We start from the raw sequence: 14,554 nt of genomic DNA, 5'->3' as shown, positions 1-14,554 counted from the left end.
GCGATCCTCAATTCTATTGACGACCATTAACATTTTCCCTGTAGTTTCGCCAAAAGAAAGCTCTACCCCGATCAACTAACCTACACGATGCCAGTCTTTTACTAAGTATATTGGACTTAGCCTGCACAAGTGCAATGATCATTAAGCGAGAAATTCTTTTTCAAGCCATTTGACCGTTCTTTTCATCCCTTCCTCGTATGGCACCTTTGGTTCCCAACCTATGAGCTCGGTCGCTTTTTGATGGGGAAATTCATTTTGAGAGGTGGCCATCTCAATAAAGCCCCGATCGATCGGGGTGGATATACCCGGTATTTTATTAGCGAATGCCATAAGGCGGGCAACGAAGATTGGTACACTTTTAAGGTTTTTACCACTCAGGTCTGAATAATGACCCATAAATTCTTTCCAGGTGGTAGTCTCAGCCGATACATTAAAAACCTCTCCGGCTGCATGAGAATGCTTTGCACAGAGAATTAGGGCGTCAGCCACATCATCGATATACACGGGATTGAAATGAGCAGACCCATCTCCTAACATGACCGGTTTCCCTTTAAGTACATTCCTGAACATGTCCTCTGACCACACTCCATGACCCGGTCCATAGATCATACTGGGCCTGACGATCGATAATTCCATATCAAATTGTTTTGCTACCTCAGTGGCTCGTATTTCTGCTTCTGCTTTTGTTCTTGGATAGGTTGAGGAATGATCCAATGCCAAAGGAGCTGTTTCATCCACCACATTCAGGCCTGCCATATCGCAAGCTCCGACCGTGCTGACATGTACAAAGCGCTTCACACCGGATTCACCCGCCATTTTCACCAATGTTTCAGTAGCTTCAACATTCACTATTTGTGCGACTTCCGGATCAGAGCCTAAAATGGCAGCTGTATGAAAAACGATCTCTTTCCCTTTAACAAGTTCTTTGAGACCATCCGCATTCATTAGATCGACAGCCTGAAGATCTACCCCATGTTTACTTAAATAAGATACCCGATCCAGGTTTCTTCCTGTACCTGTAACTTTTGCCTTTTCATTTGTGGAAAGTAATTCTGTCAACCGAGAGCCAACAAAACCGGTAGCACCTGTTACAAGAATCTGTACCCCTTCAAATGATCTCATATGTATTTAGTGTTGTTAAAGTTGTTTCATTTTGAACCACATCCTTTAAGTAAGGATTATTCATGGAAGCCCATATATAAACGCCTAAATATCTTAAACAAGCAAACGAACTCACCAAACCCTTAAAATGTAACTGCCTGAGGTCTCCAGGTCTCCTCTGAAGCGGAAATACCTTGTCCCATAATCTCCATCCAAACAGGCTTAATTTCGATCAGTACCATATTTTCCGGAAAATCAGGAAAAAACTGATCGGTCCACTGTTCACTGAATGGATTATTAGCCTCTATGAACCGGCGGTTTTCATGAAGAACTGCCTGCCCCATGATACTCACATAACTCCCCTGCTGATCCATGTTATAGTAAAGGGTTACATTGGGATTGCCCCGAACTTGATCCACTTTGCGGGTTCCCGGCCGTGTAGCGACCCAAATGGTCATTGTACTGTCCGGACTTGATGTATTGACACTTCGAACACGTGGGCGACCCAATGGATCTACCGATACAAAGGCCGCCACCGGATCAGCTTTGATGATCGCACGGACTGCTGAAATAATTTCATCCCGCTCAGCTGATGAGTACAGTTCTTCCCGTGGAGGGATCGCCGCATCATTTTCATCAAATTGATCGGATGTATCTGTATTACAGGATAGCATTGCCAGAGAAAACACTATTAGAGAGAGAATATGTTTTAACATCAGGTGGATGACTTGCGTAAAAAGTTCAAGTTTTAGGTATCAGACCTCACTCATTGGAGCTCAGACCTGTTGAATATAAATATTTTTCCCTCTCCTTACCCAATCCCCAACTATCCCTCTGACTCATTCCTACCTTCCTCCTCCTCGTTCCCAACCTCCCTGTTGGGGACGCCACACGGGACCTCCCGGTCCCAGTCAATACACAGATCTGAACTAACCACTAAACAAAGAAACCTGAATAAGCCCCCTCTTCTCCAGCATAATTTTTCGCAGAAGAGTACCTCCAACTCGTTTCCATATCTACATAACCACTTTTAACCGGATTAGCGTGTATATATCCAATTTTTTGATTTACCATTCTAACCGATTTCAGCTGTTTTGGATGCAGTCCTTCCTGCCAAACCTGATAAGTACGTCCCCCTTTTATAGCTGCGTTTATTCTTTTTTAACTTTTTTAGCCATCTGATGTGACCATGTCGTTCCATCACTTCTAATATTTGCCTGGCCGTATAGGATTTTGCCAGTCTTAACTTATTTGACAGATCTTCGCCCTCAACCACCAAATGAAAGTGATTAGACATAAGCACAAAGGCATACAACGTTACTTTTCTTTCGCGTTGCTGAAATTCAAATTGATCCAACATAATTTGAGCCAGTGCCGGCTTTGTAAACAATGGCGATTCTTCCAATAAAGTGCTTGTGACAAAATACGGATAGTGCTCTTCGTAAAATTTATACCTGCTGCGCCCCATGTATTCTTTTTTATGGGTAAGAGCCATGAAAAGAAAATTCCTTACAAATATTTTTTCATGTGGACCGGGAGGTCCTACACTGCATTCCCAACCGGGCGGTTGGGAACGAGGTAGAAAATAGTATTTAAGCCTAATTCACCCTACATATCCATTATGAACTCACTCCCAACGTCCCCGTTGGGAACAAGTTTAGCGATATAAGATCATTAAGCTATTGATCCTGTCAGACTTTCCGTTTTTCCGAATTTTCAACATGGCTTTTGAAGTTGTTCAGAATGTTTTGCCACCCCTCTCGTTGTTGCTCTGCAGAATATTCATCATCTGCTTCGAAGGTTTCAACAACACGAATTCCTTGTCCTGTATCATTGAGGTCGACCTTCACTTTACGATCATCATCTAACTTAAACTCAATGCTGTAAGGTTCATTGATGGCCGTAAAAGCCCCTTCAAAATCGAATCCCATTGAACCGTCTTTTGCTTCCATGCGATAGTTGAATTTTCCGCCGACCCGGAGATCAATACTTGCACGCGGACAGCACCAATCGTTTGACGCAAAATTCCACCTCATTATATCCTCAGGCGTTATCCAGGCATCCCAAACTCGTTTTATCGGGGCATCGATAGTTGTTTCTATGGAGATCTCCATATATCCTCCTTGGTTGGTATTAGTATTTCAAATACATCCGTGTTCAACTAATGTGCGGCCGGTCAAAAAGAGATCAATGGCTTTAATCTTTGACAAGTTTAAGGCCCAGATAGGTATTTAGAAGATAAAGTAATAGGATTAAAGGCCCTCCTATACTTAGATCCTCAAATGTCACCAAATCGAAAAATAAAGCTAATGAACCTATTGCACCTATCAAGCTTAATAGAGTTCCCATCCAGCTGATCCACTTAGTTAAAATTTCACTCGTGAAGTAAATTCCTGTCATTCCGGTTAGAAACAACAAGTTACTAAGGCCAAAAACCCATACAGCTGTTTCATTGACCATTGGGAATAAATTAGGAGACTCACTATAAAATTCTGTCGCTACCGGATATGAACCGAGCATACTGGCATACATAATTATCATTGTTATATGAGCAAAGGCAATAAATATCCAGTTGATACTATGCCTTATGGTTGCAAAATACCACGAAGAGACAGCTAAAAGTACCGCAGCAATTGTTTCAATTCTCCAAATTGTAGAAACCAAAGCCCAATCACTTATGATCTGGTTAGTTTTATCAGTATTAGTTCCCGAGGATGGTTGATAGACAAAAACAAACAATATTATTGCTACAAAAAACAGGAAGGATCCCAAAGACCACAGGTAAGCTGCACTTTTTTTTGTATTAAATTTCATAGCTTCCACTTTCTAATGTTCAGGGATAAATTTTATACCTAAAGCGTATTAATAGGCTTAGCTTTATGACCCGGCGTTTAAGCAAGGAAGGTGTTCATATTTGTTGAAGTAACTGAATATTTTTGTTGCCCACAAGCTTTACAGAAAACCCTGCCTGCGTTCGACTTCACACTCGTTCGCAATTCGATCTATCGGTCCATCGATGAATCGTGATTCTGTTTTCTTTGAACCATGGATCACTCAACGACTTCTCTGAAATAGCCAACCATTACAGATCCTTTTGAGCTGCAAAAACCAACGAGATAACCTTATAGAGATCTTCCAGAGGAAAATTATACTCTTCTTCGGTATTTACACGATGAACTAATACAAATTTAGAAGCAGGATACACGGCCAGCATATGGATCCCGGTTCCGGTATGGAAAAACGATTTAGATGTCCGTTCCTTATTTTGGTTGATCACATTCCATAGCATCCCATACCCAAAGTCCATGTACTCATTCGTCACGGAATATGATCTCGTACTGGCTTCGATCCAATCTTCTGGGATGATCTGTTCACCATCCCATTTGCCATTATTCAAATAAAGCGTTCCATAAAGGGCCATATCATGAGCCGACATTCGAAAATGATAGGCCGGATATTTTGATTTATCTCTTTCAAACTGATAAAATCCATCAGTATCGGGTATGGAGGAAATATCATCTTCAAGATTTAATGTATCGTAGGTTCCTGTGTATTGCTTCATCCCAATAGGCACGGCAACATCCTCATAGAAAGCTTGATAAATGGATCTACCTGTTAGCTGTTCGAAGATCGATCCAAGCACATTGAAATCCCAGTTGTTATAGTAATAAGACTCGTTTGGCTTGTGACTTCCTCTTTCAGGCTTTTGAGCCGCCATCCCTTCAGATACGGCAGCAGCCTTGTGATAGACTCCGGATCGTGACTTAAGAAGATCGGCAATTCGGGCACTTTTCTCGGTTTCTGTAAGCCCCGGTTCAATATCATCGATGTTTAGATCATCAAGGGTCAGGCTGGTATCGATCACTCCCTTTTCCACATAAATACCATATAACGAATTTAGCATCGGCTTTCGAATGGAATGGATCGTGTGCTTTTGATGAATGTCGCCCCATTCAAAAAATATCTTCCCATCATATGCCATTACCATGGATGAGGTACCTGAGGTTTGCAGAAAGTCTGTCAGTGCATCCAGGCTGTCGGGTATGAATCCTGCTTCTTCAGGAGAGATCTTGTGAAAACTGTCTTGTTGTGCGAAAGCAATATCAGAAAGAGTGAACCAAATAAGCAGGATGTAAATAACAGAACGCATAGGCTGGGTTAGATGATGGTTTGACTTGGAAGACCCTTACGCCCTGTTGTGGGTTGGGTTTCAAAAAATATCAAAACGCCACTGCTTGTAATATAAGATCAGGTTAATCATGCAGAGCTTATTCCACGCGGACCGGGAGGTCCTGAGTCGCATTCCCAACGAGGACGTTGGGAACCAGGCTAACGGTCCAGCACACAGTGTATGCGAAGACTATGAGTTAATAAACCGTCAAATAATTAATATCAGCAACTTTGAAACCCAAAATCTCATTCGTGAGTCAAAATCTGTCCCGGTTACCAATGCCTCCAAAGCGCGGGTTGACGACATTGTTGAGCAGCGAGCCGAAGCGGTAGCGGAATCCAAAGCTGATACCCGCCTCATAGTTGGTTTCGAGCTGTCTGCGTCGCAGGAGCACATCTTCGAGGTCTGCGTTACCCCTTGGGAGGTTGATCTGATCGTGGATGAGTTCAAGGAAGCCACCAACCTCGACAGATAGCCCTCTTGTGATACGTACTTCGAACTCTGCATCAAATTGAAGACTGTTATGAGACAGATCGTGGAGATACTGCGAGGCATTAACGCCAATTTCGATCCCTCCCCATGGCTGAACAACTTCGTACCCTGCGTTGAGTAGGTGCTGTGGAAGCACTTGTTCGATTTCATTATAGATCGTAGTGTCTCGATAGGTGATGTGCGAGGCGCCCAGGCGATAGGCAACCGTCAGCTGTCTCCGATTCGCTTCGCGGTATGGGTAGAGGTTCCACTCCACTGCACCCATGAAACGGTAGCGCCAGTCTACGTTAGAGAACGTCGAGGTAAATATATCACCGTATGCACCGGCCGACCAGTGCGGCGAGGTGCTTCGTACGGCATAGCTGGTAAATCCATCGCGTCGGGCCGTGCTGGTGATCGTTCCTTCCTCACGTTCAAATTGATCGTAGTTGTAGTTAAAGAAGGGTCGGAACTGAAGCTTCCAGTCCTCAGTCACCCGGCTGACGTACACCCCGTATCGGGTATCGAAAGAGCGCTGACTGGACTCGAAGTCGGCGCTGCCGTCAGCATAGGTCTCGATCGTCCAGTGGTTCCAGGGGTCTTCCGTTATTTGCGTCTGATCAACAGCGTCCACTTCGGACGGCGCAATGTTCACACGCAATCGATCTCGTATGGGGGTTTGGATCAGGTACGGCACGAGTGCGGCTTCGAGGGTTCGGAGGAAACCGTTCCGCTCTTCGGCCTCGGTGGTGTTGGCAGGTGTGTTGAAGACGGTCGAGAAATCCAGCCCTTCGAATATACCCAGGCCGATAACATCGATGATCTGTGCCTCACCACCGGATCCTGTGCCCTCCCGGGTGACGAGAACATGAACATCAGCGACTTCACGGTCACGGACGTGGTCCAGGTAGGGCATCTCCTGCCGTATGAAGGTCTCATCGCAGAAATCACAGTCGAGGAAGAGGGCTAACCGTGTGGGCGTTCCCATTTCGACCTCCTGTGCTGCCACCGGATGCACAGCTGCACAGAACCATAAAAGTACTATCAGACAAACCGGGGTTGCGGTATTTCGTTGTTTCTTCTTGAAATTACGAATATAGGGTAGTGTGGTTGAATGAAGCATTTGGCTCGGACTAAAGGAAAACGTGCGGGGGATTATGAGTTGTCTGAAATAGCGAAATTAATTCCTGCCAATCAAGTTCCATCGAACCCCGTCCGCGTTCGAAATAAAACGCCTTGTAATTTGGAGGAACCCTTTGTCTCGTTCCGCCGCTCTGCTGCGGAATGCCCCACTGAGGCTCCGCCTCCAACTATGGATACGGCAGGTTGCTAATGAAAATACCGAAGCCTCATATAATGAATGTGAGGCAGAGCCTCGATTATGCATGACGCAGCGGAGCTACGTCACGAGGTCAAAAGCTGACAAGACCAGGCGAGGCACATCACACTTAATTGGTGGGTCAGTGCTCAGTCCTAAAAATATACTGATAATCCAAACCTTACTCCGTCTCCACCGAGGCTTATACTTGTACTGTTGGATCTATTTACATTTTCAGTCCCATTTAATTCAGTTGTAATCTTTTCACGCCTGTGATTAACTTGGATCGAAGCCTGATATTCAGCATGTAAACTCATTGAGGATTGGAAAAACCATTCGACACCAGCATATCCCAAGCCAGAAATCCCAAAGAAAGTCTCTTGGTTCGTGTTTTTTAATCCTGTTTCTTTCTGTACTCCTTTGTCAAACCCTAAGTTTATTCCCGGACCATAGCCGTAATAAAATTTAATATTTGATTGCGGATTTGTGTAATTCATCCAAGTATAATCAATGCCCATATTCAAATCCAGATTTGATGCTTCTTGATTCGTATTACTGTCAGGAAAATCTCTCCAGTTGTACCTGTTGTTTAAACTAAATCCTATCCGCTTAGCATGAACATCAGATAATTGCCGTTTATAGGAAAAAGTTGTTCCTGAAAAGGAGTCCAGATTAAAGTTATCTGAAATTTGAAATTGAAGGGCTTTAGAACCACTTTGCAAAGGGTCTGATTTATCGTTGTCTTGAGCTTGAGAAATTGAAAACGGAAGGATGATACTGAACAATAGTAGGGGAAATAATTTGATGATGAACTTCATGACTGAATATTTTAAAAGTTTTTAAGTTATTGGGCCATAAATAATTAACCGGGTAAAAAGAAGGGACTAAATAGCATGATAATGTGAATGAGCGCTAACGATCCAGCGTTTAAACGGCGCGGGGATTATGATTTAGTTGAAGTAGAGAAATTAATTCTTGCCAATCAAGTTCGATCGTACCTCATCAGCGTCCGATATAAATCATTGGGGTCAGCATCCAGAGAAGGTAACATAGCCTAATACCATCCCATTACTCAAGGTTTTAAAATGGAATACTCCCATTAATGGAGAAGGTGTGCCTGATGACTGGTATTTTCTATTACTTCTTGACTCTTACCTAAGAGTAACGCCTTGTTAGCTGTGCGGCTACAGCTTGAATTTTAGTGAATTTCCTGAACTTCGTTTTTCTATTCCCCACATAATAAATGCTTCAGCTGATGATTCTTGATAGCCCATTATCTCACTATATGGAATAGAGACTTTTGAATTTCCTTCAATAGTAAGCCATTCAGCATTAAGAGCTAAATCAACCAGTGTGGATGTTTCATATTCAAGTAGGATGTAATGGATAACCTCATCCGAATTGTTTGTAAGAATTACGGCCGATTCTTTTGTTGTAATGTTGAGGTTTTCATCACCAATTGAATCCACGCTACTATTGCAGGAAAGGAAGATGAAAGAGGCAAAAACGGAAATGCAAAGTAATTTTTTCATATCTACATCTTCTTTAATTGTTTAGTAATTAAGTATAGGTAACGACCTACCGCATAACCGGCGCAGGGATCATGATTTTTTAAAAGGCTACTCATTTGAACAATCATTGGCAAGAAAATTAACCAAAGCCGCAACTGCGTCCGTCGTTAATGCGGTTGTTATACTGCCGATACTGGCTAATTGGGAAGTTGGTCTGTTAATCCTTTATCAATTAGGTATTTTAAAAAGTCTCTGCCAAGCCATGTTATTTTAATAAGGTCATTCTCAACAATAACTAATCCGTTATTCTTTAGATAATTTAGGTATTGTTCAAAGGGGTAATTTTTCAGTACATCATTTGTTTTTTGTACAGTATCCTTATAAGCCTTTTCTACTTCATTTTTCTTTAAACCCTCGACGGAATTTAAACTCTTTAAAACTGTAATCTGGCTACCAAAAATGAGGTTATATATGCGTTCAAAATAAAATATGGTAAGTAATGCTTCACTGTAAGTAAGCATAATTTCAAATTTTTCTTTATACCCACCTGCTTTATTCCATTCAGATTCTTCCTTAATAAGATTTTGAAAATAATCCCTTGTTTCTTTGTTAAAGAGATTTAATTCCTGCTCAATTTCTTGCAGTTTTAACTTTTTTTCATTCTTCTGCAAAGTTTGCTTTTCTGCTGATGAAGATGTATTAAGGTCAAGTTTGCCACTTTTTATTGATTGAATTCTTTCTATTAATTTTATGAGCGGTTTATGGAAAATCACAAAAAAGATAATAGCAATAATTAAGACTGTTATTGGCCAAATAAGTACTTTAAGAAGTTCCATAAATTTGAAATTTAAGTTAGGCAGTATAACATAATATTATCCGAACAAGGGTTTTATTAGGGCGAACGAGCTGAAACCGCCTTTACAAGCTTTCCTGTTGCTTCTTGTACGTATAATGTGATTTTTGAGATGTTATCCGATCCGTCGTTCGCCTAAGTTATTCGCATAACATCAACTGAAATAAGTTCATCTAAGATAACAGCTTATCCATTATATTCAACTTCTATAAGATCCCGAATAGCCGGCTGGCTGTTTCGGTAGTTTTAGTATCGATCACTTCCAGGCTCAGCCCAAAGATCTCGGCTAACTTTTCAGCCGTATATTTCATGAAGGCGGGCTCATTGCGTTTGCCTCGCTTGGGCGTGGGCGACAAATACGGAGCATCGGTTTCCAGGATCATCTTGTCCAAGGGAAGCTGAGCTACGGTCTTATCCACCCCTCCGTTTTTAAAGGTCACCACCCCTCCAATTCCCAGATGAAGCCCCATGTCAATGGCTCGCCTGCCTTCCTCTACCGTTCCATTAAAGCAGTGCCAGATCCCGGTAAGGCTTCCATCCTGCTCTGCCTCTATCAGATCCAGCATATCGTCGGTACTTTCCCGGTTGTGAATGATGACCGGTTTCCCAACTGCTTTAGCTACCTTACAGTGTATCCTGAAACTGTCTTTTTGCTGTTCTACCCGTTCCGTACTCCAGTAATAATCCAGTCCCGTTTCACCAACCCCGTAGAAGTCATCCCGGGAACAGAATTCCATGAGCTGTACTTCGAGATCTCCGGGTAATTCTTCAGGTACATCACAGGGATGAATACCTGCCATCTTGTAAAAGTTAAGTCCCGGATGCTGCAGTTTTTCCATTTTTGGGATAGACTCAAAGTCTATGGCCGGTAAAAAGATCCCCCTCACTCCGGCCTTCACAGCCCGCTCGTTCACCGCCTCCCGATCCTCATCAAATTTATCCAGGTACAAGTGCGAGTGCGTATCTATCATTTTAGAACAGTTATCAGTTATCAGTTATCAGTTATCAGTTATCAGTTATCAGTTATCAGAAAATTTAAAATCTCATATTCAACATTCAAAACTAAACACTAAACACTAAACACTAAGCACTAAGCACTAAACACTTAACACTAAGCACTAAACACAATCACCTAAAATAAAGCCCCAAATACTCCACCGGCGATCTTACCACCGATCCCAACTCTATCCCCATCTGTCGACAGGTTGACCGAAGTTCTGATTCAAATATCGAGGCCACGGATCCCACAAAACTCATTTCATACTCGGTGACCTTATCCGGGAAGTATGCTTTCACTTTACTCAGGTAGCTCTCAAATCCATCATGAATGATCTGTTGTATCTGGGGATAATGTGCTTTTGGCCCCATCACCTTGCAAATATCTGAGGCAAATAGCTTGGCCTCCCGGTTCTTTTTGAACATAAGCGTCATTTTCTCGATGTCTTCTTCCACATGGTGGTCCAGGTAGTATCTAAGGTCTCGGTGTAATTCGCCGGAAGCATACAATCTCATGATCCGCTTACCTATGTAACTGCCACTCCCTTCATCACCTTCCGGGAATCCGACTGAAGGCATCTGATCCACAACTTTACCGTTATCAAAAAAGGCTGCACTCGATCCGGTTCCCAAAATTCCAACCAAACCTGACTTTTTTCCAAACAGAGCTATACCGGCAGCATCCAGATCCGTTCCCACATGGATCTCAGCAAATTCAAACACTTCTTTCAGGTACAGCTCCACTTCCCTTTTCTTTTCGGGCACTCCACAACCGGATCCAAAAAATCGAATTTCCTCAACTGATCGCCCTAACAAGTTGGGCTTCAATTCCTTGACAAGTACATTCAAAAACTCCCCTGATGTTAAAAGGTGAGGGTTAAGTCCTTCGGTCTGAATGAATTGAGGCGAACCTTCCCCAAGCAGCACCCAGTCTGTTTTTGACGCCCCACTATCTGCAATTAATCGATTCATACCTTATGGTACATAATTTTCGCGTTCAGGGTTCTTTAAAAAAAGAAAATCTTTTGTACAGTTTACAGTGAGCAGTTATCAGTAAACAGTGGGTTTTGTACAAAAACTAACACCTAACACCTAACACCTAACACCTAAAACCTAACACCTAATACCTTGCACCTCCTCTCTCTCCTCCCTATCATCCAACCAAACCAAATGCACAAACCCATGAGCCTGACCTACACCAACTATCTCAAGATCGACGAACTCACTGAACTGCAGGAATATAAGTCGGACCCACCCGAGCATGACGAGATGCTGTTCATCATCATTCATCAGACCTATGAACTGTGGTTCAAGCAGATCCTTCACGAGTTTGGCAAGCTCCGAAAAGACCTCGAAGCCGGAAATACCTGGGGAGCCGTCAAGACCATGCGGCGCGTGCTGACCATCCTTAAGACCATGGTGTCCCAGATCGATATCCTTGAAACCATGACACCTCTTGAGTTCAACAGCTTCCGAAAGTTTCTGGGTCAGTCGTCCGGATTCCAGTCACTGCAATTCCGCGAAATGGAGATCGTGTGCGGACTTCGTTTTCCGCTCATGAAAGAAGCCCATAAGGATCAACCCAAACACATCGAAGTGCTTGAAAAGCGGATGGAGGAATCGACCTTATGGGAAAGTTTATGTGCCTATTTACGCAGCCGGGGCTATGACCTTCAGCCGCGAAGAGAAAATGAGAAGGGGCTGATCCACGAACCCAATGAAGAGCATCAGAAGATCCTGGTTGATGCCATGCAAAATGATCCTGAAGCCGCCATGATGGCTGAACTTTTTGTGGATTATGATGAAGGCCTGCAGGAATGGAGATACCGCCACGTAAAAATGGTAGAAAGAACCATTGGCACCAAAAAAGGAACCGGTGGTTCGGATGGAGCAAAATATCTTCATAAGACCCTGAATCATCCTATCTTCCCCGATCTCTGGGCAATCAGATCACAGTTTTAATTTCATTGCTACCGGGGCAGAAATTTCAATTTCATATTATATTTCAGCCTTATTAAGTTTTTGAAAAGATTATTTTGCTAAAAAAAGGGGTACTATCATGAATTGTCCAAATTGCGGTAATGAACCTGTTGGTTTCATGGGGACATTCTATTTGAGAGGGGTTAGCTTCAAAAAAGCTCTTCAGGGTTTTTTCAGGTGTCGGCATTGTGACACACTTTTAATACAGAAAAAAAATGAATCCGGCTTCCCTCAATTCACTAAACCTTTTTGGCGAGTCTATTCCCTTTTCATTCTTGGACTTTTGGCACTGACCTGGATCATTTTTCACTATCTCGAAAGCACTATAGGTTCTGAGCCTGATTGGTTTATAATGCCGGTTATTGTTATTCAAATCGCAGTACTTTTTGTAATAATGGACCGAATAAGGGCTCGTTATTGGATCCTCAAAGAAACTACCTTTGAAGAACACGAGGAAGAAATAAGATCTCAAAAGCTTTCTGCAAAAGATATCATAGCATTTCTGATCTTTGGTGTTTTGGCTATTTCAAGCTTTCTATTTCTAGATGACTTTGTTGCAAAATTAGGCTTCAGTCCTTCTGCCCATACCCTTTCAGCTATTGTCTATTTGATGGTGATCGCGATAATGGCTTTTGCAATGATGAAATATCTGACTGACAGTAATTCAAGCGAACAAGAATGAATTTCCTTTGCCGCATGTTCATCTGATTCTTTTTAGGCAATAAGCCAAAGGAAACTTATTTTCAGACCCAAAAGAATCACCAAATTACTATTCATGTCAGGAATTGATCGCCTAGCCAATAAACTTGCTCCACATTATTCACGATTCAACGTTGCCAACCGGCTCCTCTTTACAGGCCATTCTCACCAGGCCTGGCCTGATGTAGCACGTGAAGGTCAAACCGAATATTTTGATGTATGTGCCCGTGATGTAGATAATAAATGGGATACGGCTTTTGAGAAAACGGAAATACTTCGGGATTACCTGCGCGACTTTTATGATGACCCTGATGGATTCTACTGCCGGGAGGAAAGCACCCATGTCCTTTTTGTGAGCTGGATGAGTAGTTTAGATCTGAAAAATAAGCCTAAGATCATATCCACAGATGGCGAATTCCATTCTTTGTTTCGACAGCTACACCGACTGGAAGAAGAAGGTCTCGAATTTGTTCAGGTTCCGGTTCAACCCGATGAAACCTTTGCAGAACGCATCATTGAGGAAATGGATGAGCGAACCTCAGCAGTGATGCTCTCCCGCGTTTATTTTGAAACCTCCCTGATCAATACCCATTTGACCGAGATCGCAGCAGCTGCCCGTAAAAAAGGTATTCCGGTTATGATCGATGATTATCATGGGACCAATGTAGTTCCCCTATCCATTCGCGAGGCCGGACTGGAAGACTGCTTTATCCTGATCGGGGGATACAAGTATTTGCAGTGGGGCGAGGCGAACTGTTTTCTGCGTTTTCCTAAAGACTGTGACTACCGCCCGGCCATCACCGGATGGTTTGCTGCCTTCAGCTCTCTCGATAACCCACGAAATGATGACACGGTTGAATATGACAACGGCAACCAGCGGTTTGCCAGTGGTACCTACGATCCCTCTTCTCAGTTCAGGGCAGCAAAAGTGGTAGAGTTTTTCCGTGAGATGGAACTCACCCCCAAGGTTCTGCGTGAACAATATAAAGCACAGGTAAGCCTGCTTCGTGAGGAATTCAAGAGTAAAGATTTCGATCCGGCTCTCATTCGGCTCACCCATGAAGGATCATTGGAGCTGAACGGTGGTTTTCTATCACTGACCTCACACAAAGCCCGTGAGATAAGAGCTGCCCTTATGGGAAATGGTGTGTTTACGGATGCCCGAGGTGAGATCCTCAGATTTGGCCCGGCACCATATATCACCACTGATCAGATAAGGATGGCCATGGATAAACTGAAACTGGTCGTTAATAAACTGAACTGACCCTTTCTTACATTGATCCCAGATCTTTTAGGCTTTGAACTTCGTTCAGGAGTCTGTTTTATAGTGGAATTTTAAATTTTGGTGTAAGGAATTCATTTCCCGGCCCTCTAACTAAACAGTCAGGTTCACAAAAAGAATTTAATAATTGGCCTATGAGGGAGTTTGTCAATTACATATATTGAACATATAT

Annotated in this window: 15 protein-coding genes; 3 read left to right on the top strand and 12 right to left on the bottom strand. The window is 42.9% G+C overall.

Annotation, left to right across the window (positions count from 1 at the left end; translation table 11 throughout):
* Window positions 1-141: 141 nt before the first annotated feature.
* The 12 genes from AC13FX_RS08185 to AC13FX_RS08130 all read right to left on the bottom strand — a co-directional run bounded on the left by AC13FX_RS08185 (window position 142) and on the right by AC13FX_RS08130 (window position 11,393).
* Entirely contained in the window at window positions 142-1,122 is a 981-nt protein-coding gene (locus AC13FX_RS08185; protein ID WP_482880060.1) for an NAD-dependent epimerase/dehydratase family protein, read from the bottom strand.
* 122 nt (window positions 1,123-1,244) lie between these two features.
* The gene (locus AC13FX_RS08180; protein WP_482880059.1) at window positions 1,245-1,775 is read right to left on the bottom strand and encodes a pyridoxamine 5'-phosphate oxidase family protein; all 531 of its coding nucleotides are present in this window, start codon (window positions 1,773-1,775) and stop codon (window positions 1,245-1,247) included.
* A gap of 401 nt (window positions 1,776-2,176) precedes the next feature.
* The gene (locus AC13FX_RS08175; RefSeq protein WP_482880058.1) at window positions 2,177-2,596 is read right to left on the bottom strand and encodes a transposase; all 420 of its coding nucleotides are present in this window, start codon (window positions 2,594-2,596) and stop codon (window positions 2,177-2,179) included.
* Between the two features lie 196 nt (window positions 2,597-2,792).
* Entirely contained in the window at window positions 2,793-3,215 is a 423-nt protein-coding gene (locus AC13FX_RS08170; protein ID WP_482880057.1) for an SRPBCC family protein, read from the bottom strand.
* An 82-nt stretch (window positions 3,216-3,297) separates the two neighbouring features.
* Window positions 3,298-3,915: a hypothetical protein gene (locus tag AC13FX_RS08165; protein WP_482880056.1), complete on the bottom strand. Its 618-nt coding sequence runs from the start codon at window positions 3,913-3,915 to the stop codon at window positions 3,298-3,300.
* 268 nt (window positions 3,916-4,183) lie between these two features.
* A complete protein-coding gene (locus tag AC13FX_RS08160) occupies window positions 4,184-5,251 on the bottom strand; it encodes a serine hydrolase domain-containing protein (protein ID WP_482880055.1) in 1,068 nt (355 codons plus the stop codon).
* Window positions 5,252-5,528: 277 nt separating this feature from the next.
* Window positions 5,529-6,866 carry a hypothetical protein gene (locus tag AC13FX_RS08155; RefSeq protein WP_482880054.1) on the bottom strand — a complete coding sequence of 446 codons (1,338 nt, stop codon included), beginning with the start codon at window positions 6,864-6,866 and terminating at the stop codon, window positions 5,529-5,531.
* 350 nt (window positions 6,867-7,216) lie between these two features.
* Window positions 7,217-7,879 (bottom strand): hypothetical protein, encoded by a 663-nt coding sequence (locus AC13FX_RS08150; protein ID WP_482880053.1) that lies wholly within the window; start codon window positions 7,877-7,879, stop codon window positions 7,217-7,219.
* A gap of 366 nt (window positions 7,880-8,245) precedes the next feature.
* On the bottom strand, window positions 8,246-8,593 hold the full coding sequence (locus AC13FX_RS08145) for a hypothetical protein (RefSeq protein ID WP_482880052.1): 348 nt from the start codon (window positions 8,591-8,593) through the stop codon (window positions 8,246-8,248).
* Between the two features lie 176 nt (window positions 8,594-8,769).
* The gene (locus AC13FX_RS08140; protein WP_482880051.1) at window positions 8,770-9,408 is read right to left on the bottom strand and encodes a hypothetical protein; all 639 of its coding nucleotides are present in this window, start codon (window positions 9,406-9,408) and stop codon (window positions 8,770-8,772) included.
* A 223-nt stretch (window positions 9,409-9,631) separates the two neighbouring features.
* Window positions 9,632-10,396, bottom strand: coding sequence for a TatD family hydrolase (locus tag AC13FX_RS08135; RefSeq protein WP_482880050.1), 765 nt, complete (start codon window positions 10,394-10,396; stop codon window positions 9,632-9,634).
* A 157-nt stretch (window positions 10,397-10,553) separates the two neighbouring features.
* Window positions 10,554-11,393, bottom strand: a complete 840-nt coding sequence (locus tag AC13FX_RS08130; RefSeq protein WP_482880048.1) for a hypothetical protein — start codon at window positions 11,391-11,393, stop codon at window positions 10,554-10,556.
* 210 nt (window positions 11,394-11,603) lie between these two features.
* On the opposite strand from AC13FX_RS08130, the gene AC13FX_RS08125 reads away from it, so the two are divergent.
* The 3 genes from AC13FX_RS08125 (at window position 11,604) to AC13FX_RS08115 (ending at window position 14,364) form a co-directional block, all read left to right on the top strand.
* Window positions 11,604-12,383, top strand: coding sequence for a tryptophan 2,3-dioxygenase (locus AC13FX_RS08125; RefSeq protein ID WP_482880159.1), 780 nt, complete (start codon window positions 11,604-11,606; stop codon window positions 12,381-12,383).
* Between the two features lie 97 nt (window positions 12,384-12,480).
* On the top strand, window positions 12,481-13,083 hold the full coding sequence (locus AC13FX_RS08120; protein ID WP_482880047.1) for a hypothetical protein: 603 nt from the start codon (window positions 12,481-12,483) through the stop codon (window positions 13,081-13,083).
* Between the two features lie 93 nt (window positions 13,084-13,176).
* On the top strand, window positions 13,177-14,364 hold the full coding sequence (locus AC13FX_RS08115; RefSeq protein ID WP_482880046.1) for a kynureninase/PvdN C-terminal domain-containing protein: 1,188 nt from the start codon (window positions 13,177-13,179) through the stop codon (window positions 14,362-14,364).
* Window positions 14,365-14,554 lie beyond the last annotated feature (190 nt).

Source organism: Gracilimonas sp. B-17 (assembly GCF_056857935.1).
This window is presented reverse-complemented; position numbering and strand designations above follow the sequence as displayed.